We start from the raw sequence: 26098 nt of genomic DNA, 5'->3' as shown, positions 1-26098 counted from the left end.
TCGACCGATATGAGCGATGACCTCCCCGCCGGCGGCCGCCCGATCAGTGCCGAGGAATGTGAGCGCAGGTGGGCACCGTGGTCACCGGAGGAGATCGCCACGAGGCTGGCCGGAGTTTCCGCGCCCTGGGGCGTGGCCGCCGGGTGGGCATTGGACCTGTTCGTGGGTGCGACGACCCGCGCACACGGTGACCTCGAAATCTCGGTTCCGCGTAGTGCATTCGTCGAGATCGCCGCGGCCCTGCCGGAGTACGAATGGGATGTCGTCGGTGACGGAAGAGTGTGGCCGTACGCGGAGACCGCCGACTATCCCGCTCTGCACCAGACCTGGTTGCGGGACAGGTCGAGTGGGCGGTACCACCTCGATGTCTTCCGCGAACCGCACGAAGGTGACCGGTGGATCTGCCGACGGGACGAGTCCATCACCCTGCCCTACGCGGACCTGATCGACATCGGGTCCGCCGGAATCCCCTATGTCATCCCGGAGGTGACGCTGCTCTTCAAGGCCAAGGCGCGGCGGCCGAAAGACGATGCCGACTTCGCGCGCGTCCTACCGCTGCTGGCCGAGGAGCGGAAAGCGCGGCTGGCGGAATGGGTTTCGCGGGTACACCCGGGTCATGCCTGGCTGGCCGCTCTGACCGGTTCGTCCTGAGCGGTGGTGGCGGCGCGCAGGACGATCAGCGGGGTGACGTAGTGCTCGACGACTCGGCCGCCGAGGTCGCGGACCGCCGTGGCGGCCTGGTCGACTTCGGCGGCGTTCCAATCGCTGAAAGTCGTGAAGAGGTCGTGGATCTGGTCAGCGTCGAGGTCGACCGACCAGCGGAAGTGCTCGATGTGCGTGCGGATGAAGTGGCCGGTGGCGGCGAGCCGGGTTGCCCAGTTCTCGGTGTCGAACTCATTGGAGAACGGTCGTGGGCGGTCGCGCTGGGCCACGATCGCCTCGACCCGTTCCCGGAAGGGTGTGCGGGGTACCGACGGGTCGCCGAAGGCGTTGCGCCACACCGCCAGGTGCCCGCTCGGTATCAGGGCGCGATGCACTCGGGGTAGTACGACGTCGAGGTCGAACCAGTGCACCGCCGTCGCGACGACGGCGAGATCGAACGCTGACGCCGGCAGTGGCGCGGTTTCGGCGTCGCCGATCAGCACGGTCGCCGCGGGCCAGCGGCGGCGCAGATGATCGGCAAGTGCGGCACCGGGTTCGACCGCCACGACCGAGGCTCCGGCCGTCAGCAGCGGCCCCGTCGCCAATCCGGTGCCCGCGCCGAGATCCAGTACTCGAGCTTCGGCACGCAGTAACCCGTGTTCGCGCAACCACTCCCAGAGCGCGGCCGGGTACGGGGGTCTGCCGCGATCGTAAGCCTCGGCATGTTTCTCGAAGTGCATCGGATCGGGCACCTGCTCGAGCCTACGGCCGCCGACCGCACCTCACGAATTTTTGCTTGGGTTTGGGAGCGTTCGAGGTGGGTAATGACTGCTGTCGGGTCGTGATGACCGCGCTTGGTGCTTGTCCAGAACTTTGCCCACACGCTTCGAGATGGAGGAACCCGACCGTGCTCCAAACCCGCGAATCCGCTGTACCGAACAGAAACGGCTTCGATCACCTGGTCGCGACGGACGGGCGCAGTCGCGCCATGCATCTGTTCAGCCGGGTGGCGCCGGGGTTGTCGGATGCCGCGCTGGCCGAGCTCGTCACGATCGCTGATCAGCTGCGGCGCGCGGAAGGACTGCCACCGGTCGAGTTCACCGCTCAGTGGTGAGTGGCTCAGGGTAGTTTCACCAGTTCGGCGATGTCGGCGAACCCGCGGCGGACGGCGTGGTCATAGGCGGTGCGGCCGTTGGCGTCCCGGATCGTGACGTCCGCGCCGTGGTCCACCAGCACGCGCGCGATGTCGCGGTAGACAGTGCTGCCGTCGCCGTAATAGACCGCCTCCAGCAGCGCTGTCCACCCGAGGTCGTTGATGTGATCGATCTCGATATCGGTCTGCCGTAGTACTTCTCGCACGAAATCGAGATGCCCCTTCTCCGCCGCGGGAATCAGGGCATTACCGCCGAAGCGATTACGCAGCGTCAGATCCGGCCGAGCCGGCAGCAGCGCCTCCATCATGGCGACGCTGCCGGTCACCCCGGTGTTCACCCAGGGACTCTCGCCGCGGTTGTCCGTCGCGTTGGGGTCGGCGCCGAATTCCAGCAGCACCCGGGCCACCCCGACGTTGTCGTCCAGCACCGCGATCATCAGTGGTGTGCGGCCGGCGCTGTCCCGGGTATCCACCCGGGCACGCTGGTTCAGCGCGGCGCGCACCGCACCGGCGTCGCCGGCCGTCGTAGCCGACAGCAACGCACCATCGGCCTGTCCCGCATCCACCTCCACCGGCCCGGTGGTCTCCGGCGTCACCACCGATCCGCCCTGACCCGCTGTCTCGGCAACCCCGGACGCACACCCGGTGACCAGCAGCGCACCGGCAAGCACCGCGATCCCGTAGCGCGCACCCCGATACCCACGCCCTCGCTCCATACCCGCTGCTCCGTTCGTCGAATGGACTTACGGTTCCCATGCTGCGGGCTCGCAAGCCACTGCGAATCGACCCACCGGCCACCTCCCGGAACCATCCGGCCGATGCCCGGGTCAACCGATCGGGTGACCCGCACTCCCCCGGAACGATCGAACAAGATCATCCGGAGTCGTTGCAGGACCCCACTCGGGCGTTGCCGCTGCCAGATCCGGCTGATCACGATCGTGCGCGTAGCGCGGCTGTTGGTAGCGTGATTCGCGTCGGAGTTCCACTATGAGGGGTGCGCGGTGACGCAGGTCGAGGGAGTGCACGGCCTCGATGACGTGCTGGCCGGGATGCAGTGGCGGTTCGCGGGGCGGGACGAGTTCACGCTGGCGGCGGGGCAGTGGGAGTTCATGGCCGAGCCCAGTGCCCTGGTCGTGCTGGATGGGCTGGTGCGCGTCGAAGGGCTCAGCGCGACCGAGGATTTGGCCGCCGGGGATTTTCTGTTCGTTCCGGGCAGCGGCCGATTCGCGATCAACGCGCTGGCGGCGGGGCGGGTTTTGCGGGTACGGCTCGATCCGGTCGGGAGTGGCAGCGCCATGGCCGCGTTGCCGCAGCGGCTGCTGCTGACCGATTTCGTCGAGCACACGCCGCTGGCCTCGACGATGATGCGCCATCTGGTCGAGCAGTGCCCGGATCCGTTCGGTGTGCAGGGCGACCGGGTCGCCACGCTGATCACGTCGATGGCGATCGAATCATGGCATGCCCGCGGCTGCGCGCCGCAACGATGGCTGCTGAAGGTGAACGAGCCGGGGGTGGCGCAGGCGGTGGCCGCCATGCACGCCGATCCCGGGCAGGAGTGGACCGTCGAGGCGCTGGCGCGCGTCGCGCTGGCCTCGCGATCGGGTTTCGCGGCCCGCTTCCAGGCGGCGACGGGGCTGACGCCGGGGCGGTATCTGACGAAGCTGAGAGTGGAACGGGCACAACGGTTCCTGTCGGAGAACGATATGCCGATCGGCATGATGGCCCGGCGTCTGGGCTACCGATCGGAGACCGCGTTCGGGCGGGCGTTCCGCCGGCATACGGGCCACACGCCGTCCCAATGGCGGCGGGTGGCCCGTGGGTCGTCGGCTAACGCGGCGCCCGGCTGAGCGACGCCCGCAGCAGCACCCCGCCGACTACCGCCGCCAGCGCGGCCAGTCCGTAGGTGGCGGTGAGCCCGATGCTGTCCACACCGCGACCACCGACCGCGGAACCCAGGATGATCGCCAGCTGGAAACCGCCGACGATCAGCCCGCCGCCCGCCTCCATGCGCCCCGGCAGCATCCGCGACACCCACACCTGCACGACATTGAGAATGCCGCCGAACGCACCGCCCCAGATCAGCACGGCGAGGTAGCCGAGGACCGGCACCTCTCCGGCGGCGATGATCACCAGTAGCGAGCCGCCGATCGCCACGGGCACCGCTACCAGCAGGATGCCGAGTCGCCGGTCGGCCAGCGAGCCGAGGAGGAAGTTCCCGATCAGGCCGCCGATGCCGAACAGCGCGAGCAGCACCGGGATCACGCCCGGACCGGCATGCAGCAGTTCGTCCAGGGCCGGGCGGATGTAGGTGTATCCGGCGAAGTGCCCGGCGATCACCGCCACCACGCTGAGCAGGCCGAGCGCCACTCCGGGCGCGCGCAGCCCGGCGCCGAGCGCCGCGAAGCCGATACCCTCGCTCGGGGCGATCGGCGGCAGCACCAGCCGGACCGCGACCGCCGTCGCCAGCGTCAGCACCGCCACCACGACGAACGTCACTCGCCAGCCCGCATAGGTGCTCAGCAGCACGCCCAGCGGCACACCGGCCACCGTGGCGACCGTGGTGCCGCCGTTGACGATCATCATCGCCTTACCGAGCCGTTCGGCCGCCACCAGCTGCGAGGCGATGATCAGCGCCATCGACCAGAACCCGCCCACCGCCACCCCGAGCAGCAGGCGCGCGATCAGCAGCAACACGATGTTCGGCGCGAGCGCCACGAGAATATTCGATACCGCCGCCGCGATGGTCAGGACGATCAGCAGTGTCCGCCGATCCACCCGCGGGAACACCGATCCCAGTGCGAGCGCGGCGATCAGCGCGGTCAGCGCCGTCGCACTCACCGACAACCCGACCACCCCCTCGGGCACCCGGAGGTCGTTCGCGAGCGTGGTCAGGACGCCCGGCGGCAGGAACTCCGCGGTCACCAGCGTGAAGCTGCCGAGGAACATGGTCAGCAAGGCGGGCCAGGCCGCGCGGCGGGACAGGCCCGGGGCGGCGGTGCCGCTCGTCGATGTCGTGGTCATGTCGGATGCAACAGCCGGGATCGGCCCGTCGTGCGACTCAAACGCCACGGCGATCGTCCCGAACGCCAACGTTGGTCGGCTAGGGCACGACGACGAGTTTTCCGATGGCTTGGTCGTTCTCCATATAGCGGTGTGCCGCGACGATGTCGTCCAAGGGGAAGACCCGGTCCAGGTTCGGCCGGTAGATCCCGGCTTCGACCTGGTGCACGACCCGCCGCAAGATGGTCGCGCCCGCGCTGCCCTTGTAGTCGTCGCTGTGGAACGCGGTGAGTCTGGTTCCGGACGGGATCATCGCTATCGGTTCGAAGTCCTGGATCAGCCAGCCGCTGAGCGAGCCGGACATGCAGACCGTTCCACCCCGGCGGACCACGCGCAGCGAGTCTTTGATCGTTTGCGCGCCGACGAGATCCAGAACGTAGTCCGGACCCTCGGACCAGGCCGCGGGCACGCTCGCGTCGGTGCGGACATGGTCGGCGCCCGCCGCGGCCAGCGCCTCGATCTTGCTGTGCTGCCGGGTCGTGGCGGCGATCTCGAGACCGTAGCCGGACGCGATGGACACCGCCGCCATCCCCACCGAGGACGTCGCTCCGCGAATCAGCAACCGGCCCTTGGTATCCGGCGTGATTCCCAGCGCGTCCAGCGATCCCTGCGCGGTCAGGTACGTTTCGGGCAGCGCGGCGAAGACCGCCCAGGGCAGGGTGGTGCTGATCGGTTGCAGCAGCGCGTTCGGCAACAACGCGTACTCGGCGTAACCACCGTCGAAGGCTCGCCCCATCTCCCCCATGACCGCGGCGACGGTCGTTCCCTCCGGCAGCGCGGGGTCGGTCGAAGCCACCAGGATTCCCACGCATTCGATTCCGAGCACCCGCGGAAATCGAACGCTCGGCGAATGTCCTTGCCGGGTCCGCGATTCCGACCGGTTGATGCCCGCGGCTTTCACCTGCACCAGGCTCCAGCCGTCCCGAACGGCCGGAATCGGCAGTTCCCGGATCTCCAGGACCTCCGGGCCGCCCGGACCGACGCACACCGCCGCTCGCATTGTTTTCTCGCTCATGAAACCAACTGTCGTCGGCGGCGACCTTGGCCTGCTACCGATAGAATGCCGACTTATGCTCGTCGGCCGCCAAACCTCGTCGCGACCGGAGCCGGCATCACGGCTCTGGCCGACCGGCGGGATGCACCTACTCCCTTCCGGGAGAACGAGTTCGGAGCATTCCCATCCCCGCGGGCACCTGGTGTACGCGGCCCGGGGTGTCCTCTCGGTGCACACCGAGGCGGGCACCTCGATCGTTCCGGCCAACCGCGTCGCCTGGACCCCGGCCGGATTCACGCACTTCCACCGCGCGCACGGCAACACCGACATGCGGATTCTCTTCCTGCCCGCCGCGCTGGCCCGGCTCGTGCCGGACCGTCCCGGCGTGTTCCTGGTCTCCGGCCTCGCCCGCGAACTCCTGCTCGTTCTCACCGGGCCGCGCAATTTCGAGGACACCCCAGCGGATTTCGACCGCGCCGCCCGCGCTCGCCTGCGGCGCGTGCTCGTCGACGAACTCCACCGCGCCCCCGAACAACCGCTCCAGCTCCCGGAACCACGCGACGATCGGCTGCAAGCCATCGCGCGGACGCTGTACGCACAGCCCGCGGACAACACCTCGCTGGCCGAACTCGGACACCGGATCGGCGCCAGTTCCCGCACATTGAGCCGCCTGTTCCGCAACGAACTCGGCATGACCTTCTACGAGTGGCGCACCCAGCTCCGCATCTATCACGCCCTGGTCCTGCTCGCCGACGGCCACGACACCACCCACGTCGCCCAGGCCTGCGGATGGGCGAACCCCAGCAGCTTCATCACGGCCTTCGCCGACATCATCGGCACCACACCGGGCCGCTACCGGAACGCGTCGGCCGAATAGGTCAGCCGCGCAACCGGACTCGCGCTGTCAACCGGGCATGGCTGATTGGCTCGCGAATCGGCTTGTTACGCAACGGCATCGCGCGCAAGCTGAGGGGGCGATCGTAGCGAGACAACCTGACGGAGTATCCGGATGCCTTCGGTCATCGAATTCAATGTCTGCGCCAGCACCTGCGCGGAGACGCCGCGGCACCTGGCCGAACTGGCCTGGTCCGTGCGGATTTCCGGAGTGGCGTGGAGCGACACCGTCGTGTCCCAGGATTGGGCGGCCGGCCTCGAACTGGCGCGGGTGCGGGCCACCGTGGCCGACGAGGTCGACGTCACGGACATCGTCACCGCCGTCAAGGTGGCCGGACTATGCACCGCGGACGCCGAATTCCTGCGCCGCGGCATCGATGACGGCGACGAGGACGACGCGTGGGACGCGCTCGAGGGGCGTGGAACCGTCCCGCCGGTCAGCGGCGTGCAGGTCGTCAGCTTTCAGCGCCGCCCGTTTCGTTAAGCCAGCTTTCAGCTCCCGACAAGGGGATTCGGCCACACTCCTCGCAGCGATCCGCCTGCGAATCCGGGAGCAGAAACCGATGAAAGTTCGCACCATTACCCCGTTTCTCACCGCGGCGGCCTGTGCCGCGAGCGTTACCGCGGTGGTCACGACCGGTACCGCGCAGGCGGCCGACGACATCCGCTTCGGTTCCCCCAGCGGCAATATCGCCTGCGGGATATTCGGCGAGAACTACAGCGACGAACCGGCGTTCATCCGCTGCGAGATATCCGAATACACCTACACGCCGCCGCCCCGTCCGGCCAGGTGCCTGGCCCCCGACGGCACCCCGTATCCGGGTAGCTATGGAACCGTGGTCTATCTCAGCACGGCCGAGGGCGCGAGGTTCGGCTGCGGCGGCGGGGGCACTCTCGGCAAGGCCACCACTAGTTTCCTGGCTTACGGCGCGACGATCACCTACGCCGGTTTCACCTGCACCAGCGCTCGCGATGGCATCCGCTGCGGCATCGGGTCCGAGTACTTCCGAATCTCCCGTGCCACTTACGAATTCAGCTGACTCGGCAGCACCTTTCCGTCAGTGTCGCGGACGCGGGACGGAATCCACGGCGTGCTCAGGCGGCGTCGTCGCGCCCGCGCGGCTGCGGGCGGACGGGCTCGCCGCAGGGCCCGGGCTGGCGCGGTTCCGCTCGCGGATTGAAGGATTTGCCCGGCCTCGTGTGATGCCGGGTGTCGTTCGGCGAGCCGCGATCGGCCGGTCGTCGGGCCGCGAAAGGATTGAGGGCAGGTGCTGAGAAGCGTGGGTGCATCGCTGTCTCCGGAATCCGGATGGGGACTCTTCGCAACCCCATCGGCGCTGGCTGCCGGGGTTCGGGACAGCTTGTGTGAATGGTACGCGCGGCGAAGCCGCCGATCCGGGTGGTCGCGAGATTTGCTGGGGCGCTGATCAACCCGGGTGTACAGAAGCCGGATTCTCGACTTTCGGCGTATGCCCAGCAGCACCGCATCGGTACCGCAACGATGGGTCGATGCGGTACCGCCGTCAGCCGTCGGCACGAATCGAATCGGGACGCCGGGTGCGACCGCGAACAATTGCCCGGTAACGGTACTCACGCTCGGCCACAACATGGTTGATCTGTGCCAGGAAATGGTTGAGAACAGCGTCCGCCTGCTCGGCCGGAAGAGCTCCGCGAGCCTGCACAGCAGCGATCTGAGACCTCGACGTCCTGGCTGTGACCAGCGAGAACACCAGAGACCTCATGCAATTTCAGCTCGACTCCGAGTCCAGCCCGGTCCTGGACGCCTCCCCCAGGCCGGGACGCCCCGCCTCGCGGCGGTCACCGGCGCACTGGCCCACACTCGGGCAGCCAGCGCTGGATGCGGGCTCACAACAGTCCCCTGCGGCTGCGTACTGAACACATCGGGCCGATGAATCTCTACTGCACCGAAGTCCACCCCGCGACTCCCCTGGACCGGACCCTCGCCCAGCCCTGGCCGACGTCGCGCCTATCGGCATCATGCCCCAACAGGTGTTCAACCACTCCGCGATCGTCAACAGCCATCTACACGCCACCCTCGACAACCGCACCCATCGGGCAAGCAAGGGCGTCCTCGTCCAGGCCCTAATCTGCCCGGTAGGTTGTAGCCACTCCGATGGTGTCGTTGTCCAGCGACACGTATGCCAGCTGCGGAATATGCTGGGCCAGTTGTTCGTACAGCCACTTCGTGACGAACTCGAAGGTGGGGCGCTGGTCGAACAAGTCGGTCCACATGGTGGTGGAGAGACGGTCGGCGTAGTCGTCGAGGAGTTGTTCGAGTGTGTCGGTGTCGATGAAACGGCCGTCTTCGTCGAGTTGGTCGCCGGTGAACTCGAAGGCCGCCCGGAGGGTGACCGCGAAAAGGATCACCGGTGGGCGGCCGGAGGTCTGCCACAGGTGAGAGGCCAGTCCCTGGCGGGCCTTGAACTGGCGTCTCATCTCGACTGTGAACATCGGTCGAACCTATCGAGAACCGGGCCGGTCAGCCGACTTCGTTGAGTTTTCCGGTGGCGACGTCGAAGACGAAACCGCGCAGGGAGGTGGTGGCGGTGATGAAGGGGCTGGCTTCGATGCGGCGGATCGATTGGCGCACATCGTCGTCCAGGTCGGGGAAGGCTTCGGCGGACCAGGTGGGCTTGATGCCGAGCTCGTCCTGGATGGAGCGTTTGAAGTCGTCGTCGGTGAAGGTGAGCATGCCGCAGTCGGTGTGGTGGATGAGGATGATCTCGGTGGTGCCGAGCAGGCGCTGGCTGATCGCCAGGGACCGGATCTCGTCGTCGGTGACGACACCGCCGGCGTTGCGGATGACGTGCGCCTCCCCCTCTTGGAGGCCGAGAATCCGGTAGACGTCGAGCCGGGCATCCATGCACGCGACCACCGCGACGTGCTTACTCGGGGGCAGCGGCAGCGGGCCGCTGAACTGGGCGGCGTACTCGGCGTTGTTGGCGAGATATTCGTCGGTGACTGTCATGGTCGTGTCCTAGCGTCGGTGGGGTGAGGACATGCGAATCTCCGCATCCGACGGTGGCCGAGCGGGCCCACTCGCGCGAGGGATGCGCGCACCGTGAAGTTAACCCTTGATCGATGCCTTGGAATCAACGCGCGGCGGGCGCGTTGTCATGGGTATGACATCGCTATCGGAGATCCCCTTCTCGATCCTGGATCGCTCCCGGGTCCGCCAGGGGCAGTCGCATCCCGAGGCGCTGCGCGAGACCGTCGAGTTCGCACGACTGGCCGAGCAGTGGGGTTACCACCGGTTCTGGGTGTCGGAGCATCACAGCGTTCCCGGGGTGGCCGGGTCCGCGCCGACGGTGCTGGCCGCCGCCGTGGCCGCGGCCACCGAGCGCATCCGGGTCGGCACCGGCGGCGTGATGCTGCCCAACCATCAGCCGCTGGTGGTCGCGGAGCAATTCGGCACGCTGGAGTCCCTGTTCCCGGACCGCATCGATATGGGGCTGGGCCGTTCGGTGGGGTTCACCGACGGCGTGCGCCGCGCACTCGGCCACGGCAAGGACGACGCCGACGACTTCGACGCCCAGCTCGCCGAACTGCTGGACTACTTCACCGTCGGCCGCTCGGGTGTGCACGCCTGGCCCGCCGAGGGGCTGCGCGTGCCCGCCTTCCTGCTGGCGATCGGGTCCGGCGCGGATCGCGCGGCCCGCTTCGGGCTGCCCCTGGTCATCGCGGCCGCCGCCGGCGAGGACGCGATGGTGGCGGCAATCGAGCAGTACCGCAACGACTTTCAGCCCCAGCCTGGCCGCGACGCACCCTATGTGATGGTCTCGACCTCGGTCGTCCTCGCCGATACCGCGGCGCAGGCGCACCGCCTGCTGCTCCCGGAGGCCTGGTCGGCCGCCTACTCACGCACCCGCGGCGAGTTCCCACCCCTGATCGCACCCGAGCAGATCGAGCGCGAACCGATGACCGACCGGCAGCGCGGCCTGTTCGAAGACGCACTGCGCGGCCACATCCACGGCCCAGAAGCCACCGTTCTCCCCGCCCTGGAACGGCTCGTCGCCCGCACGGCCGCAGACGAAATCCTGGTGCACACCAGCACTTACGACCGCGCCGCCCGCCTGGATTCGCACCGCCGCCTGGCCGCCGCGGTGATTCCGGCCGCGGTAGGCGCGGCCTGACCACCGATCACCGGCCGATCGGCACCGTTTCGGCGAGCATCTCGCGCAACCATGCCAGGGCCTGGCAGGCGTCGACCGCCGAGTAGCTGGCGAGTTCCACCTCGCTGGGGCACAGCGTCGGCGCCCAGCTGGGGATCGCCAGCACGGTCATCCCCGCCGCGTGCGCGGAGCGGATGCCCGCGGCCGAATCCTCCACCGCCACACAGGATCGCGGGTCCACACCCAGGGTCGCCGCCGCGTGCAGCCAGGGTGCGGGGTGCGGTTTCGTCGCCACCAGGTCCTCGCGCGCGACGACCACCCGGAGCGGGCGGCGCAGGTCGAAATGGTCGAGGGTGGCGTCGACGAACCGGCGCGGCGAGGCCGACACCACACCGGTCGGCACTCGGGCCGCGGCCGCGTCGAGCAGCGCGGGGACACCCGGCAGCAACTCGACCCGACCCGCCCGGACCTGCCCGATCATCTCCTCGACGCACTCGGCGACGACTCGATCGACCGACTCGGCCCCGCATACCTCGGCGAGATACCGGGCCCAGTCACCGTGGCCGTGGGTGCGTCGGCGGTCCTCGTCGCTCCAGGCGTGGCCGTGGCGGGCGGCGAAGTCGACCCAGCAGCGGTCCCACGGTTCCATGGTCGCGGCCAAGGTCCCGTCCAGGTCGAACAGGACCGCTTCGATCCGCGCGCTCACGCCGGAACGGTCGCCGCGCGCCGCGCGATCAGCTGATCGATGGAGATCAGCGCGAGCCCGTGCGCGTCGGCGAAGGCGCGCAGCGCGGCCAGGCGCATCACCGATCCGTCGTCGTGGCAGACCTCGCTGATCACGGCCACCGGCGACAATCCCGCCAGCCGCATCAACTCCACGCCCGCCTCGGTGTGACCCTGCCGGGCCGCCAAGCCGCCGGGGTGCGCCCGCAGCGGGAAGACGTGCCCGGGGCGCTGGAGATCCCCCGCGCACGTCGCCGGGTCGGCCAGGGCCCGCATGGTCGTGGCCCGGTCGGCGGCGCTGATACCGGACACCACGCCGGCGACCACGTCGACGGTCACCGTGAACGCGGTCTCCTTCTCGTCCTCTTTCACCGCGGTCATCAACGGCAGGCCCAGCAGGTCCGCGCGTTCGGCCGGCATCGGCGCACACACCACGCCGCCGGTGAATCGGATGAAGAACCCGAGCGCCTCGGCCGTGGCGAACTCGGCGGCCATGATCAGGTCGCCCTCGTTCTCGCGCTGTTCGTCGTCGACCACGATGACGGCTCGGCCCGCGGCGATCTCGCGCACCGCGTGGTCGAGCTCGTCGAAGACGACCGCGCGGGACTGCGTGCCAGTGGAAACGGTCATTGTTCAGGACTCCGTCCTGCCTCGGGGATGGAACCACACACCGAGCAGACGCTAACCCGAACCGAGATCGCCGGATCCGCCCTACACAGTCCCGCGATAGACGCTAGGCAGGGCGGATACGCGACCGGAGCAACGCCGTGACCAGCGAACCGCTGTCCAGAGCCGCCGCGTTCACCGCCGCGGACCACTGACTGTTGGTCACCACCACCATCGACTCGGGCCGTGGATTGCCCAGGCAGTAGGGGGCCAGGCGCTGGAAGAACACGGCGGGCTCGAAGACCGCCTCCGGCGGGTGCACACCGGGACGGTCCGGATTCAGCAGGGTGCCCACTGCGAGCGGGATGCCGGTCGCCTCGGCCATCGTCAAGCCCGGGAACTGGCCCAGCGCACACCCGATCGCCGCTCGATCGCCGCCGAGTGTGCCGGTGGCCAACGCGAAAAGCGGTGGCAGGGCGGAGTTGTCGAGCGCGGCGAGCGGGGAACTCGGCAGCACGTTCTCCACCACCGCGGCCACCGTCGCGGCCCGCTCCCGCGAGAGCAGGCCGATGCGCACCGACGAGCCGAGGGCGGCCAGCGGCGCGATGACATAGCGCGGTGCGACCGCGACGTTCACGCACTCCACGATCTGCGGGTACGTCCGGGCCAGGGTCACCGGCTCGGGATGACCGAAGGTCCATCCGATGCCCGGACCGATGCCCGGGTAGTCGATCGTGGTCTCCCGCAACGGTTTCTCGCGGACCTGCGCACCGCCGCGGATCACCGGAATCGGCGTGCTCACCTGCTCGATGCCGTGCACGATCGCCGCGCTCGGCCGCCACGACCGCTCCTGCGGCTGCGCCATCAGCAGATTCCAGCCGGTGACCACCGATTCGACCTGATCCAGCCCGGAAACAGCCTGCCGGGCAAGCAGATTGGCCACACCGGGGCTGGCGCCCATCCCGAGCACCGCGGTCACCCCGGCGGCCACCGCTCGATCGTGCATCTCCAGCATCGTGGCGGTGGGCGCCGGATCGTCGCAGACGTCGATGTAGTTGCGCCCGGCTTCGATCACCGCCGACAGGATCCCCGGCCCGAAGCGGAAATACGGCCCGACCGTATTGACCACCACATCGGACTCCCGCGCCAGCGCGACCAGCCGCTCCTGGTCGGCCACGTCGATCTGCCGTGCGACGGCGACGGAACCGAGCTCGGCGGCGACCGCTGTCGCCGCCGCCTCGGACAGGTCAGCGATCACCAACTGTTCGACCTCCGGCGCGGCGGCCAGCAATCTCGCTGCCGCCCGGCCGATTTCGCCCGCCCCGCCCAGCACCAGTACCCGCATCAACGACTCCCTTCCGCCACGACGCTACCGGGCACCGGCGTGCCGCGGTCCGCATCCGTGGACTGTTTCGATTCCGGCTGCCGCGCACCGGGGAACCACCAATTCAGCCGGTCGGCCAGCGACATCAGCACCGGAACCATGATCAATCGGATCAGCGAGATGTCGATCGCGATGGCGACGGCCAGACCGAAGCCGATCTGCTTGAGCTCGAGCACGTCGGCGACCACCAGCGACCCGAAGACCGCGATCATGATCAGGCCGGCGACGGTGATCTGCGGCGCGACCTTGGCCATCGCGCGGCGCACCGCCTCGGCCGTGTCACCGCAGAGCAGATACTCCTCGCGGATCCGGCGGACCATGAACACCTCGTAGTCCATCGACAACCCGAACAGCACCGCGAACATCGCGACCGGCAGGAAGGCCTGGATGCTGCCGACCCCGGTGAAGTCGAAAAGCGCTTCACCGTAACCGTATTGGAAGACCGCGATGGTGGCTCCCAGCGCGGCGGCGGTGGCCAGCGCGTTCAGCGCGATGGCCTTGATCGGGATGACGACACTGCGCAGGGTCAGCACCAGATAGATCAGCGAGACCACGAGCACCAGCAGCACGACGAGCGGGAACATCCGCGCCGTCTCGTCCGCCAGATCCCGGTACTGCGCCGACATTCCACCCACCGAGACCTCGATCCCCGGCAGTGTCCGCGCACCGTCCCGCAACTCGCGGACCAGCACCCCCGTCTCCGGTGCGTCGACCGGAGCGGACGGCTGGACCAGGGCGAGCAGGCAGCGCGGCTGGGCCGCGTCATCGACCAGCGAGCCGCTGACGGCGCGGCCGATCGGCCCCCTGGTCACGGTCTCGAAGTCGGCGGTCGACGCGTCGAACACCGAGGCCACCGACCGCACACCGGCGCTGCCGCGCAGACCGTCGAGATACCCGCGGACTCCGGCGGCCGCCTCGTTGGTCAGGGTTCGCCCCTCCCCCGCACACGCCGTGAGGTAGATCGGGGCGACGGCCGAACCGCCGAACGCGGTCGCCGCGTTCTCGTAGCCGCGACCCGCGGGCGTCTCCGCCAGCGTCTTGATGCCCAGGTCCAGACCCAGGCGCATGCCGGTCACCGGCAACGCCAGCACGATCAGCACCAGGAACACCGGAATGCCGCACAGCGCGGGCCGGCGCTGCACCAGCCCGACCCATCGATACCACCGGCCATCCGCCGGAGCCGCGGCCTCGGCGGCGGTGGTCCGCGGTCCGAGCCGCCCGGCCAGCACCGCCAGCGCGGCCGGCAGCGCGGTGACCGCGGCGAACATCGAGCACAGCACGACAAGCCCTGCGGCAATGGCTATTTCGCGGAAGACCGGACCGTCGATGATCATGATCGAGCACAGCGACACCATCACGATCACACCCGAAATGATCACGGTGTGCCCCGACGTCCGCAGCGCCCGCGACAGCGCGACGACGACCGTGTCCTCGTCGGATCCGCGCTCCTCCAGTTCCTCGCGGAACCTGCTGATGATGAACAGCGCGTAGTCGATGCCGACGCCGAGCCCGATGATCGTCGCGACCACCAGCGCGAATTGCGACATGCCGACCGACTCCGAGACCACGGCGATGGCACAACTGCTCAGCGCGACACCGAGCACGGCCGAGCCGACCGCCAGCGCGGAAGCGAGCAGCGAGCGCAACCCCCAGACCAGCAGCAGGATCGCCAGGGTCAGGCCGATCGCCTCGGCGCGGGTCTGATCCTCACGCTCGACGTCGGCCAGCGCCTTGTTCAACGGCGTCTCGCCGGTCAGGTCGGCGGTGACACCCGGTGGCAGGCGCAGGTCCGCCACCGTCGCTTCGATCCGGTCGGTGAGCAGGTCCCGGTCCGCCACCGCACCGCGCAGTGCGACCAGAATCATCGCCGTGCGCCGATCGGCGGTGGCCAGCTGCTGACCGACCTGCGCGGTGGTCGGATCGATGATGTCGCCGATATCCGGAATCCCCTGCAGCGCTTGGACGATCGGCCGTACCGATGCCTCCACCGACCGGCCCTCGGCCGCGCTCACCACGATGGCGACCTGCTCGGCGCCCACCCGCGGAAACCGCTCCGCGAGCACCTGCGTCGTCGCCGCCGACTCCGAATCGGAGATCGAATAGTCGGGCAGGCTGAGATGGCTTTCCAGGGCGGTGAATTGGATCCCGCCGACGACCGCGAGAACGGCCCAGCACCCCAGCATCGCCCAGCGGACCCGATAGCACTGTCGAGCCCATCCGGCGGCGAGGCCGCGGCGTGGGCCGCGACCTCCACCGGTGGGCGCACTCGGACGCGACTGCGTCTCCACAATTGTCATCATCAGAACGCGAAGAAATTCTGCTGCTTCATCTCCCGGATACTCTTGCGGAACGCGTCCGCCACGGCATCGAGATCCTCATAGGAATGCGCGTCGCCGAGCATGATCGTATGCAGCTCGGGCAGATACACCCCGTTCAGGCGCATGTAATAGGCCAGGGCCAGCATGGCTTTGATGTGGCTGCCGGCGGCCTGATCCCGGGCCAGCGCCGGCTTCGAATACTCGAATCCGATGCTGAACACGGTGTGCTTGCCCCGGACCTGGGCGCCCACCGCTTCCTCGTCGGCGATCCGCTGCAAATTCGCCCGCAGGTAATCGGTTTTGGCGTCGAGTTCGCGGTAGATATCCGGGTTGTCCCGCAGCTGGGTGAGCACCGCCGCACCCGCCGCCGTCGACACCGAATTGCCGCTGGTGGTGCCACCGCAGAACGCCCGCGTCGCGAAATCCTCGAACGGGTCGTTGGTCGTGCGCGCCGTCTGCATGACCCGGCCGTTGCCGACGACCGCACCGCCGGGCAGCCCGCCGCCGACGATCTTGCCCAGGCAGGTCAGGTCCGGTTCGACACCCGAAAGCGTCTGCACGCCACCGTAAGTGACCCGGAAGCCGCTGACGACCTCGTCGAAGATCAGCACCACGTCGCACTCGTCGCACACGGCCCGGAGCTTGCGCAGGAACTCCGGGTCGTAGTCGAGGTTCATCGAGGGCATCGGCTCGACGACGACCGCGGCCAGCGTCGCGGCGTGCTTGCGGATCCGGTCGATCGAATAATCCGCGCCGTATTGCAGGACCAGGGTGTTCTCGACGACGCCGCGCTGGGCGCCGGCCGAATTGCTTACCGGCACCGGCTCTTTCGGATCACCGCTGTAGCGGAACCAGGACGAGACCATGCCCTGATCGGACCACCCGTGATAGTGGCCCTCGAACTTGGCGACCACGTCCTTGCCGGTGTAGGCCCGCGCGATCCGGGAGGCGGTGAGCACCGACTCGGTACCTGAATTGGTGAAGACCACGTTGCGGTCACCGCCGAACGCCTCGGAGATGATCGAGGCGAGATCCAATTCCGCCCGGTTGCCGATCGCGTTCACCGCGCCCTTGCGCACGGCGTCCTCGATCGCCTCGACGACCGCCTTCGGACGGTAGCCCAGAATGTGCGGTCCGAAGCCGCTCGACAGGTCGATGTAGCTGTTGCCGTCGATGTCGGTGAACCGGCTGCCCTCGGCGGTATCCACGATCAGCGGGTACTCGCTCGGCAGCATGTACCGGTCCATATGGATCTGCGCGATCAGGGCGCGGTCGTCGTCGTTCTTGATCGCCATCGCCTTGGGCATATGGCCCGCGATCTCGGTATCGAAGAGTTGCTTGAGGTCCGAGCTCATGAACGGCGAGAAGCGATCGGTGAACTTGCGCGCGTTCTCCCAGACGTCGATCTCGGGATCGACCGCGCTGACGAAGCCCTCGCCGGTCAGGAAGGCGAGCCCGAGCAGGGTGAACTCCGTGGTGAGGCGCCAATTCGCCGCGCGCAGGACCTTCGTCGCGTCGTCGAAGAAGCCCATCGTCGACCACGATTCGGTCTTCTCTTCGAAGTGGTAGCGCAGCACCGCGGTCAACTGGCGACGGCGGTGCTCCGGGAAGCCGGTCGAATCCTCCGGCGGCACGGTGAACGCCTCGACGAATCGTTCGACCGCCTTGTCCCATTCCTGATGGATGCAGGCGTAGTAGAAGGCCGCCAGATTCCACTTGCTGTCCTCGGACAGCGTGCCGACCAAGCCGTAGTCCAGCATGACGATCTGGCCGTCATTGGTCACCATCATGTTGCCCGGATGCGGGTCGACGTGGAATTCGCCGTGGAAGAACGCCATCGTGTAGATGATGTCCTGCATCCGGCGGGCGAGTTCGCCGCGCGGATAGGTGCACTTCTCGAATTCGGTGCCGGGAATGGCGTCGTCGATGAACTCCATGACCAGGACGTCTTCGGTGCACAATTCCGGATACACCTGCGGCACCCGCACGAAGGGGTGCGCGCGAAAATTCTCCCGGACCCGGCCCTGGCGCTGCGCCTCGATGCGCATGTCGCACTGGTCGACCAGGAACGGGCGCAGTTCGGCGAAATGGCTGACCGCGTCGTAGGACCGGGCCGGCGGGAACAGCTTCTGCACCGTGGACAGCATGGCCGTGGTGGCCGTGGTGCTGGCGACCAGGCGCTCCCGGACACCGGATTTCACGATCTTCACCGCGACGAGCTCACCGGTGTCGAGCCGGGCCCGGTGCACCTGGGCCACCGTGCCCGCCGCGATGGCGGTGGCGTCGAACTCGACCAGCCGCCGGTTCAGCTCGGCGGATCCCTTGTCCAGCAACAGAACACCGGTCTCGGCCGGTGACATGGCGGGCATGTCGGCGAACAGCGCGCGGAACTCGGTGATGGCGTCGCTGTCGAACAGGCCGGTCTGGGTACCCAGAATCTGTCCGGCCTTGGTGTACATCGGGCCCATCCGCACCAGGAACTCGCGGAGGTTCGATGTCACGACCGCCTTGTCGCCGCTGCGGCGGAATTGCCGGTAGCCGCGGGTCCCGTAGTACGGGAGCCAGGTCGCCAGGCGGGCGACTTCCCGAGCGGGCGAGCTCGTCTTCTTCCTCGAATCAGCAGACGTGATGCCATCCAGAACAGCGGTCATTACCTCTCCTCAGGGCATGCGGAACTGAGCCTGGTACGACGACTCCCCCGTACCAGCGCTCGAATTCCCGATCCACGAACATGAATGCCGCGGCCACGCGGCCGCGGATCACGGTAACCCTTTGGCGCCCTTGCCAATTCGGTCCCAGCACCCGGCTCCTACACTGGAGTCCGGGCGCACTTCGGAGTCTGGCATATCAACTGCGTGTTACCCAAGGTTACATTCAATGCGAGTGGGAGAGGTCACAGGTGGATCTGCCGATCGGTCAGAGGGCCGGGTCCTGCTGGGTACTGCATCCCGGAGTCACCGGATCGCCCGCGAGTCTGCGCTGGAGCCAGGCGAATGCGGTCGGCGCACCCCGCAGGCTCATCGACAGATGATCGGTCGTCGCGCCGCGCAGATAGGTGATATCCGCGCCGTCCGCGCAGTAGCGGTCGACGATCGCGTCGGTCGAGGCGATCGGGATCAGCTCGTCGTGGATAGCGTGGTAGACGAACAGGGGCGCGGACGGCGTCGTGCCGCCGAGATCGACAGTGGCGAAGGCGGACTCGGCCGACGGCGTGGCCAGGAAGCTGTCGAACGGCAGCGACAGGTGCTCGCTCAGATCGAAGTCCAGATGCGCGACGACGTTCTCGGCGGCACACCGTTGCCCGGCCGCGCTCAGCAACGCCGCACCCTCCGGGGTCAGCACCCTGCCGAATTCCGTTGCGACAGCGGGTGCGCCACGAAGCAAGCCGGGCAGGATCGCGGGGATCAAGCCCGCCGATCGGCTCGCGTTGACCGCGCGCAGCGCCGATCGGAATTCGGTGAAGAACCCGCCGACCGCGCTACCGGTGATCTTCAGCTCCGGTGCGTAGGCGGCCGCGAGCTGGGCCGCCCAGCCGGTGGCGAGCGAACCGCCGGAGTAGCCCCACAGCGCCGTCGGCGGGTCGGCGGGCAGCCCCGGAACACCGGAATCCCTTGCCGCGCGCAGACCGTCGAGGATCGCGTAGCCGGGCTGGCGGGGCGCGCCGTAGCGACTGTCGGGGCCCTGGTAGTCGGGGATCGACACCGCGAAGCCACCGAGCAGCGCGTCCCGCACGCCGGGGATCTCCGACACGACGGCACTGGCGGTATTCGCGGCGCTGCTCAGCGTCGTCATCGCCTGGGAGGGTGCGCAGTGCGCGGCCGAGGCGTCCTCGGGGAACTGATAACTCAGCAGACCGGCGGCGGCGCCGAGCGGCGCGACGACGGTGGTCACCGTCACCATCGGCGCGCCATCGGCGGTGGTGGTCCGATACAGCAGTTGCCAGGATCGGTGCCGCGCCAACGTGGTTACCGGCAGGAGCGTGACCTGCCGGGTCCGCAATACCGTGCCTGGTTCGGCGCGCTCGAAACCCGGCGGGGCGGCGTAGAAGGGATCGAGTTGATCCGCCGTCGGCGCGGGGGTGATCCGCGCGACGGGTGCGGGATCCGCCGCCGCCGGGACGAGGCAGGCCAGGGCCGTGGTCAGCGATACCGAGAACGTGAGGGCGACGAAGCGGGCCGTGCAACGGCGACTGTGACGATGCACCATGGCTACTTCAGCACTTCCCGGGTGGCCGCGACGACGAGCGCGTTGGCGACGGGTCCGAGACAGACGGTGAAATGATTGGTGTCCGGCGCCATTTCGACGGTCAGCTGGGGCAGCGCGCGCTGGAACTCGGCGACGGTCTCGGCGGGCATGATCGGCGGCGAAGACGTTTCGGCGGTGATGGGCAGCCCCTCCGGCGCGGTGACCAGGTGCACCGGGCAGGTGATGCGTGCGATGTCGCGGCGGAGATAGGGGTCCTCGACCGGGTCGTGATAGGACCGGGCGTCGGCGATGGCCGCGACCGGGCGCAGGCGCCCGCGCACGCCGCCGTCGACCTCCTCGAAATCGGCGCGCAGGGAGCGCTCGATGTCGGCATCCCAGATGGTCCCGATGCCCGGGGCCACCCGCAGCGCGGCCACCGCCAGGTCGAGATCGGGAATGACCATGTCCATGCGGTCGATCGCGCCGAGCAGCACCTGATTGGCCCAGGCGACCGGGTCGGTGCCGGCCGGGAGCAGCGCGAAGTAGCCGCCATCCAGCAGTATCGCGGCCCGGACCAGGTCCGGATGACGCGCGGCGAGCTGCGTCGAAATCCACGCGCCCATCGAGGTGCCGACGACCACCACATCGGTGCGATCGAGAGCGCGCAACACCGCGGCGGCGTCGTCCGCGTGGCGGCGCATGCCGTACCGCGCCGGATCGGCGGGTTTCGAGGACCGGCCCCGGCCCCGGCAGTCGATGGCGAGCACTTCGACGGCACCGTCGAAGGCCTTCGCCAAACCGGCGAAGATCGCGCCATTGCCCGAGAAGCCGTGCAGGGCAAGCACCGTGGGCGCGCCGGGCAGCCGGGCCGCCCAGCGGTCGACATGGATGGTCACGTCCGGCTCGACCTCGACGTGCAGTGTTTCGCTCATGATTGTCCTTCGGTAGGAGTCGGTGTCGTTCAGCGGCCGATGCGCGCGAGCGCTTGCTCGCGCACCCGGCCGCGGCGGGTCTTGCCCGCCTCGTCGCGCAGCGCGCCGCTGACATGTTCGATGGAGTGCGGAAGTTTGTAGGGCACAACCCGTTCCCGCAGATGCGCGATCAGCTCACCGTCGGTGACGGGGGCGCTGACATTGAGCACGGCGTGAATGGTCTGCCCGTAGTCGTTGTCGGGCAGACCGACCACGCAGGCGGCGGTCACGGCGGGATGTTCCTCCAGCGCGCCCTCGACCTCGGCCGGGTAGACGTTCAGGCCGCCGACGATGATCATGTCGGTCTTGCGGTCGGCCAGGTAGAGATACCCGTCCTCGTCGAAACATCCGAGGTCGCCGACGGTTTCCCAGCCGTCGGCCGCGCGCTGCGCGGTGGCGCCGACGTACCGGTAGGGGCCGGCCTGGCCCGCGCTGCGCCGCATCCACAATTCACCGATCGCGCCGGGGCCCAGGACCGAACCGTCCGGGCCACGCACCTCGATCTCGCCCACGACCGGGCGCCCGACCGAGCCGGGCCGCTCGCGCCAGTCGTGACCGTCGGCCAGCACGATCGCGTGCGCCTCGGTGGCGGCGTAGAGCTCGAGCATCACCGCGGGACCGAAGTACCCCAGGCAGAATTCGCGCAGCGCCTGCGGGCAGCTCGCCGCCATGGTGATCACCGTGCGCAGACTCGACAGGTCGGCGCCGGCCCGGACCGATTCCGGCAGCGCGGCAATGCGATTGAGCATGGTCGGCACCGAGTACATCCACTCGACCCCGTGCCGCCCGATCGCGTCGAGCGCCTCGGCCGCGTCGAACCTCGGCAGGACCACTACGTGGCAACCCGCGAGAAGCGCTGCGGCAGTGGTGAACAGCGGACCGTTGTGGGAGAGCGGGCCGGTGGAGAGCAGCACGCCGTGCGCGGGAATCCGCACCAGCTCGCCGAACGCGGTGAGCGCTTCGGCGGTGGCCGGTTCGGTGGAGACGATGAGTTTCGGCCGTCCGGTGCTGCCGCCGGAGGTCGGCGCTTTCAGCCAGGGCGCGATCGCATCGGGCAGCGGGCCGTCGGAGAGCTCCGGCGCGGGCGTGAAACCCACTGGCACACAGGGCCTGTCGGCGATATCGAGCAGCCCGACAACCAGGTCCGGGTCGGCGAGGGTGATGATCGCCTCGAGCTCACGGCGCGGCATCCGGTGCGAGACCGGCTGCGGGGTCGCACCGGCCTTCCACACGGCGAGCACCGCTTCGAGGAACTCCGCGCCCGTCGGCAGGGCGATCGTGACGAACGATCCCTCGCCGACGCCGAGCCGCTGATAGGCCCGGGCCAGCCGGTTGGTGCGGGCTTCCAGCTCCGCGCGGGTCAGCACCGTGCCGGCGACGGTGAGGGCGGCCCGGTCCGGCGCTTGCCGCGCGAGTTCCGCGAAAGCGGCGCCGATCGGTGTGCGACCGGGCGTGGCGGCGGTGTGCTCAGGCATGGTTTCGACGCTCCAGGTGTCGGCGGATGGGGAAGGTGATCACGATGCCCAGGGCGGCGGCGAGCAGGCAGACGGCGGCCGGCGCGATCGGCGAGGACAGGCGGTCGACCAGCCAGAAGGCGATGACCGGCGTGCTCGCTCCGGCGGTGACCGCGCCCTGGTTCCAGGCCAGGGCGGTGCCGGTGTATCGGTGCTGCGGGAGGAACAGCAGCGGCACCGCCGCCAGCACCGGGGCGGCCGCGACGGTGGCGGCGCACATCAGCGCCGTGTAGGCCACCAGCACCGCGGCGAGATGGCCCGAGGTCATCAGGGCGAACGCGGGAATCGCCAGGGCGGCGAAGGCCACCATGCCGATCAGGGTGACCCGCATGAGCCCGAACCGGTCGGCGCACCGTCCGGCGACGTACGCCGCGCCGCCCGAGGACAGGATGGCCACGACCGCGATCCAATACACGGCCGTGGGCGGCAATTCGAGAACCTTGATCAGGTGCACGCTCAGGTAGCCCAGCCCGATGTAGCTCGTGCCGTTCACCGCGATACTGGCGAAGGTGGCCAGGGTCAGGGCCCGGGTGTCCTCGGCCAGTAGGCCGCGCAGGGCGGTCCAGATCCGCGGGTGCTCGCTCTGGGTGAGAGTCTCTTCCGACCGGTTGCGCAGCCACAGGCAGAACAGGCACAGCGGCAGCGTGAGCAGGAACGGCACCCGCCAGCCCCAGGAGGCGAACTGCGCCGTGGGCAGCAGCCACGAGAACAACCCGACCACCGCGCCGGCGGAGGCGAAGCCCACCATGATGCCGATCGTGGAGGCCGCGCCGTAAGCACCGCGCTTACCGGGGTGGGTCGATTCGGCGATGAATGTCATGGATCCGCCGAGCTCGCCGCCCGCGGAGACGCCCTGGATCCCGCGGAACACCACCAGCAACGCGGTCGCCCACACGCCGAGACTCTCGTAGGTGGGCACGAGACCGACGGCGGTACTCGCCAGCCCCATGGTCAGCAGGGTCGCGAGCAGGGCGCGTTTGCGCCCGTAGCGGTCACCGATCTGCCCGAAGATCAACCCGCCGAACGGCCGCAGCAGAAACCCGGTGGCGAACAACAGCAGCGCCGACATCATCGCCGCCGTCGGATCGGAATTGGGGAAGAACAGCGGGGCGATCGTCGCCGCCAGAAAGCCGTACAGCGAGTAGTCGTAGTACTCGATCACCGTGCCGACGCCGCCGGCCAGGGCGGCGCGGCGCGCTCGCGTCCGGTCCAGCGGGGTGGCGGCCGGGAGCGCGCCGGGCTCGGCGACGGGAGCAGAATCTGCGGTCATTGCGGGTTGGTTCTCCAGAACACTCGTCAGCCGGAGCTGAGACTTGCGAGACCGAGGTCACATCGGCCGTGCGACAGTCCCACCGCGCGGATCGGACGAGCAATGAAAACCAACCGTTCGACGTACTTTTTGTGGCCCGGAACAACCCCTAGGTGTTTCGCCGGGGCCGGGCTTTCGCCGGGGCCGGGGCCGGGCGCGACGGTTGCAGGCGCCGGGCCTCGGACGCGAGATACAGATCCACGATGTCCAGTGGCGATTTCAGGTCGCGGCCCAGCAGGGTCATCAGCTTGTTGAGCCGGTAGCGGACGGTATTGGGGTGGCAGTGCAGCGCTTCGGCGACCGCCTCGGTCGAGCCGGCGCTGAGGAACCACGTCCGCAGGGTGTGGATCAGGACATCCTGTTCGGCCTCCGGCATCTCGCGCAGCGGACCGAAGACGTGCTGCGCGATGCCCGCCGCCAGGTCGGGCGAGCTGATGATGAGCCCGGCGACCTGCGCCTCGTCGAAGCCGGTCACCACCTGATCGCCCGCGCGCCCGGCGTCGCGCGCCAGCTGTGCCTGCGCGACGGCGGCCGGGATGGTGCTCAGCCGGGCGAACGGGCGGCTGATCCCCACCCGGCCCAGCCCGAGCCGGGTCAGCTGCTGGGTGAGGCGGTCGAGATCCTCGGGCCGGTGCATCGTGACCAGGCCCAGCTCGAAGCGCGGACTCGACTTCCAGACCGCGTGCAGGGCAACCGCGTTGAGCGCGGTGCGCGATGTTTCCGCGCCGAGCGCGAGCGGATCGGTCACCAGCGCCACGAACGGTCCACCGGACGGGATGCCCAGCAGGGTGGCCACGTCGACGAGGGTCTGCTCGGGACCGGGCTCCCCGCTGAAGAGCATCGTCAACAGCGATTGGCGGCGGCGATCGTCGCGCTGGAACCGCTCGGTCGCGAATTCGTGATAGGTCGCGGCCAGTGCGTGCGCGTGCATGTCGAACGCGGTCCACAGCATCGAGGCCGACCCGAGCAGCGCGCGGCTGGCCCGGGCCGGCCGGTCCGGATCGGGCAGCGCCCGGTCCAGTTCCTCGCAGCCGTCCACGAGTTCCTGCCACAGGTGCATCACGCCGAGCCGGTAACCCGAGAGCACGATCTCGAGCGGCACGCCCTGCTCGGCGCGCCGCCGGCCGGTATTGCGCGGCCCCGACAGCGACTGGACCCGGTTCAGCTGCACGCTCTCGACGATGACCTCGATGTTGGCGTGCACCGCGGCGACGAGTTCGGCGCGCGTGATCAGGGTCGCGTAGACCGGCTCCTGCTCGCGCAGCTTGTCCGCGATCTCGCCGGACAGCTCGTCCAGGCGGGCGCTCAGGTCTTCGCAGACGGTGGCCAGTCGCTCGTCGATCACGGCCGGGCCGAGGGCCTCGCCTTCGGTCATGCGATGTCGCTGGACAGTGTCACGGTTGACCTCTTTCGCCTGATGAGCGCCCCAGCATAGGCCGACCGGCGGCCGGAGCCGGGCAAGATCGTCAGGCCGGGTGCTCGACGATCGCGCCCGGGCAGCGGTCGCCGAGGGCTTCCAGGATCGCGGCGATCACGGTGGGGTTGGTCAGCTCGTCGGCGTGCGGGCCGCCGTCGATGCCGGTCGCCACGCAGGAGCGGCCGCGCAGGGGGCGGTTGTCCAGCGGCGAGTGGAAAATGGACGAGTCGTCGGCGATGGTGCGCAGCGTGGTGTAGGAGACCGCGCCGGGAGTGTCGCGACCGTCGTTGAGCGCGGCGAGAAACGCGCTCGTGGGGCACATTTCGCCGCCGGCGGTGAGCGGGAGGACGCAGGTCGGGTACCACCCGTACTGGCCGGTGCCGACGGAGACGTAGTGCGCGGTCACCTCGTAGCCGCCGAGATGCTTGACGAAGTAGCGGGCGGAGAGCCCGCCCATGCTGTGGCCGACCACGTCGACCTTCGCGCCGCCGTGCTCGCCCGAGGCCCGGCGCGCGGTCCGCGAAATCGCCTCCGCGTTGGGGATATTCGACTCCCCGGGAAGATCGACGACGTAGACCGGGTGGCCCTCGTCCGCCAAGGCCGACCGCAGAGCGTCGGACCAGTCCGGGTCCAGCGGTATCGCCCCCTGCGCGGTCCATCCGTGCACGATCAGCACCGGGTTCGCGGCGGGCTCGGCGGCCGCGGTCGCGGGCACCGCGGCCATTCCCACGAGCACTCCGAGCGCACACGCCGCACGCGTCACGGTCTCGGCCACACCGTCGACCCGGATCATGT

General features: G+C 69.1%; 24 protein-coding genes. 7 read left to right on the top strand and 17 right to left on the bottom strand.

Annotation, left to right across the window (positions count from 1 at the left end):
- Positions 1-9 precede the first annotated feature (9 nt).
- On the top strand, positions 10-651 hold the full coding sequence (locus AB0H76_RS10920; RefSeq protein WP_357320839.1) for a hypothetical protein: 642 nt from the start codon (positions 10-12) through the stop codon (positions 649-651).
- Here AB0H76_RS10920 and AB0H76_RS10915 read toward each other — a convergent pair.
- Positions 615-1394, bottom strand: a complete 780-nt coding sequence (locus AB0H76_RS10915; RefSeq protein ID WP_357320837.1) for a class I SAM-dependent methyltransferase — start codon at positions 1392-1394, stop codon at positions 615-617. The two genes, AB0H76_RS10920 and AB0H76_RS10915, sit on opposite strands and share 37 nt — an antisense overlap.
- Before the next feature lie 155 nt (positions 1395-1549).
- Here AB0H76_RS10915 and AB0H76_RS10910 point away from each other — a divergent pair, with 155 nt between their 5' ends.
- Positions 1550-1756, top strand: coding sequence for a hypothetical protein (locus AB0H76_RS10910; protein ID WP_357320834.1), 207 nt, complete (start codon positions 1550-1552; stop codon positions 1754-1756).
- Between the two features lie 5 nt (positions 1757-1761).
- On the opposite strand, the gene AB0H76_RS10905 is transcribed toward AB0H76_RS10910, so the two are convergent.
- Entirely contained in the window at positions 1762-2511 is a 750-nt protein-coding gene (locus tag AB0H76_RS10905; protein WP_357320831.1) for an ankyrin repeat domain-containing protein, read from the bottom strand.
- A gap of 285 nt (positions 2512-2796) precedes the next feature.
- Here AB0H76_RS10905 and AB0H76_RS10900 point away from each other — a divergent pair, with 285 nt between their 5' ends.
- Positions 2797-3642 (top strand): AraC family transcriptional regulator, encoded by an 846-nt coding sequence (locus AB0H76_RS10900; RefSeq protein WP_357320829.1) that lies wholly within the window; start codon positions 2797-2799, stop codon positions 3640-3642.
- Here the strand turns inward: AB0H76_RS10900 and AB0H76_RS10895 are convergent.
- Together AB0H76_RS10895 and AB0H76_RS10890 are read right to left on the bottom strand one after the other, a co-directional pair.
- Complete coding sequence (locus tag AB0H76_RS10895) at positions 3623-4816, bottom strand: MFS transporter (RefSeq protein WP_357320826.1); 1194 nt, start codon at positions 4814-4816, stop codon at positions 3623-3625. The genes AB0H76_RS10900 and AB0H76_RS10895 overlap by 20 nt on opposite strands.
- Before the next feature lie 79 nt (positions 4817-4895).
- Positions 4896-5870: a zinc-binding dehydrogenase gene (locus AB0H76_RS10890; protein ID WP_357320823.1), complete on the bottom strand. Its 975-nt coding sequence runs from the start codon at positions 5868-5870 to the stop codon at positions 4896-4898.
- Here AB0H76_RS10890 and AB0H76_RS10885 point away from each other — a divergent pair.
- The 3 genes from AB0H76_RS10885 (at position 5869) to AB0H76_RS10875 (ending at position 7783) form a co-directional block, all read left to right on the top strand.
- Positions 5869-6726, top strand: a complete 858-nt coding sequence (locus AB0H76_RS10885; protein ID WP_357320820.1) for a helix-turn-helix transcriptional regulator — start codon at positions 5869-5871, stop codon at positions 6724-6726. The two genes, AB0H76_RS10890 and AB0H76_RS10885, sit on opposite strands and share 2 nt — an antisense overlap.
- Before the next feature lie 132 nt (positions 6727-6858).
- Positions 6859-7227 (top strand): hypothetical protein, encoded by a 369-nt coding sequence (locus AB0H76_RS10880; protein ID WP_357320817.1) that lies wholly within the window; start codon positions 6859-6861, stop codon positions 7225-7227.
- Between the two features lie 79 nt (positions 7228-7306).
- Positions 7307-7783: a DUF6636 domain-containing protein gene (locus tag AB0H76_RS10875; protein ID WP_357320814.1), complete on the top strand. Its 477-nt coding sequence runs from the start codon at positions 7307-7309 to the stop codon at positions 7781-7783.
- A 1063-nt stretch (positions 7784-8846) separates the two neighbouring features.
- Here AB0H76_RS10875 and AB0H76_RS10870 read toward each other — a convergent pair.
- Together AB0H76_RS10870 and AB0H76_RS10865 are read right to left on the bottom strand one after the other, a co-directional pair.
- Positions 8847-9215 (bottom strand): 6-carboxytetrahydropterin synthase, encoded by a 369-nt coding sequence (locus AB0H76_RS10870; RefSeq protein ID WP_357320811.1) that lies wholly within the window; start codon positions 9213-9215, stop codon positions 8847-8849.
- Positions 9216-9243: 28 nt separating this feature from the next.
- On the bottom strand, positions 9244-9732 hold the full coding sequence (locus tag AB0H76_RS10865) for a carbonic anhydrase (protein ID WP_357320808.1): 489 nt from the start codon (positions 9730-9732) through the stop codon (positions 9244-9246).
- A 154-nt stretch (positions 9733-9886) separates the two neighbouring features.
- Here AB0H76_RS10865 and AB0H76_RS10860 point away from each other — a divergent pair, with 154 nt between their 5' ends.
- Positions 9887-10897, top strand: coding sequence for an LLM class flavin-dependent oxidoreductase (locus tag AB0H76_RS10860; protein WP_357320805.1), 1011 nt, complete (start codon positions 9887-9889; stop codon positions 10895-10897).
- A 7-nt stretch (positions 10898-10904) separates the two neighbouring features.
- On the opposite strand, the gene AB0H76_RS10855 is transcribed toward AB0H76_RS10860, so the two are convergent.
- The 11 genes from AB0H76_RS10855 to AB0H76_RS10805 all read right to left on the bottom strand — a co-directional run bounded on the left by AB0H76_RS10855 (position 10905) and on the right by AB0H76_RS10805 (position 26096).
- Positions 10905-11582, bottom strand: coding sequence for an HAD family phosphatase (locus AB0H76_RS10855; protein ID WP_357320802.1), 678 nt, complete (start codon positions 11580-11582; stop codon positions 10905-10907).
- A complete protein-coding gene (ribB, locus tag AB0H76_RS10850; protein ID WP_357320799.1) occupies positions 11579-12229 on the bottom strand; it encodes a 3,4-dihydroxy-2-butanone-4-phosphate synthase in 651 nt (216 codons plus the stop codon). The genes AB0H76_RS10855 and ribB overlap by 4 nt, the downstream gene beginning before the upstream one ends.
- A 103-nt stretch (positions 12230-12332) precedes the next feature.
- Entirely contained in the window at positions 12333-13550 is a 1218-nt protein-coding gene (locus AB0H76_RS10845) for a saccharopine dehydrogenase NADP-binding domain-containing protein (RefSeq protein ID WP_357320797.1), read from the bottom strand.
- The gene (locus tag AB0H76_RS10840) at positions 13550-15886 is read right to left on the bottom strand and encodes an MMPL family transporter (RefSeq protein ID WP_357320794.1); all 2337 of its coding nucleotides are present in this window, start codon (positions 15884-15886) and stop codon (positions 13550-13552) included. Before AB0H76_RS10840 ends, AB0H76_RS10845 begins: the two co-directional genes overlap by 1 nt.
- A gap of 2 nt (positions 15887-15888) precedes the next feature.
- Positions 15889-18558 (bottom strand): aminotransferase class III-fold pyridoxal phosphate-dependent enzyme, encoded by a 2670-nt coding sequence (locus AB0H76_RS10835; RefSeq protein ID WP_357320792.1) that lies wholly within the window; start codon positions 18556-18558, stop codon positions 15889-15891.
- A gap of 265 nt (positions 18559-18823) precedes the next feature.
- Positions 18824-20110, bottom strand: coding sequence for a lipase family protein (locus tag AB0H76_RS10830; protein WP_357320789.1), 1287 nt, complete (start codon positions 20108-20110; stop codon positions 18824-18826).
- A 5-nt stretch (positions 20111-20115) separates the two neighbouring features.
- Positions 20116-21024 carry an alpha/beta hydrolase gene (locus AB0H76_RS10825; RefSeq protein ID WP_357320786.1) on the bottom strand — a complete coding sequence of 303 codons (909 nt, stop codon included), beginning with the start codon at positions 21022-21024 and terminating at the stop codon, positions 20116-20118.
- A gap of 29 nt (positions 21025-21053) precedes the next feature.
- Positions 21054-22538 carry an AMP-binding protein gene (locus tag AB0H76_RS10820; RefSeq protein WP_357320783.1) on the bottom strand — a complete coding sequence of 495 codons (1485 nt, stop codon included), beginning with the start codon at positions 22536-22538 and terminating at the stop codon, positions 21054-21056.
- The gene (locus tag AB0H76_RS10815) at positions 22531-23847 is read right to left on the bottom strand and encodes an MFS transporter (protein WP_357320780.1); all 1317 of its coding nucleotides are present in this window, start codon (positions 23845-23847) and stop codon (positions 22531-22533) included. Before AB0H76_RS10815 ends, AB0H76_RS10820 begins: the two co-directional genes overlap by 8 nt.
- 148 nt (positions 23848-23995) lie before the next feature.
- Positions 23996-25261 carry a helix-turn-helix domain-containing protein gene (locus tag AB0H76_RS10810; RefSeq protein WP_357320779.1) on the bottom strand — a complete coding sequence of 422 codons (1266 nt, stop codon included), beginning with the start codon at positions 25259-25261 and terminating at the stop codon, positions 23996-23998.
- 91 nt (positions 25262-25352) lie between these two features.
- Complete coding sequence (locus AB0H76_RS10805) at positions 25353-26096, bottom strand: alpha/beta fold hydrolase (protein ID WP_357320776.1); 744 nt, start codon at positions 26094-26096, stop codon at positions 25353-25355.
- Positions 26097-26098: the final 2 nt, after the last annotated feature.

The sequence above is a fragment of the Nocardia sp. NPDC050712 genome, assembly GCF_040654295.1.
Taxonomy (GTDB): domain Bacteria; phylum Actinomycetota; class Actinomycetes; order Mycobacteriales; family Mycobacteriaceae; genus Nocardia.
The sequence above is the reverse complement of the archived record's forward strand: the minus strand, read 5'-3'. Positions and strand labels throughout refer to the sequence as shown.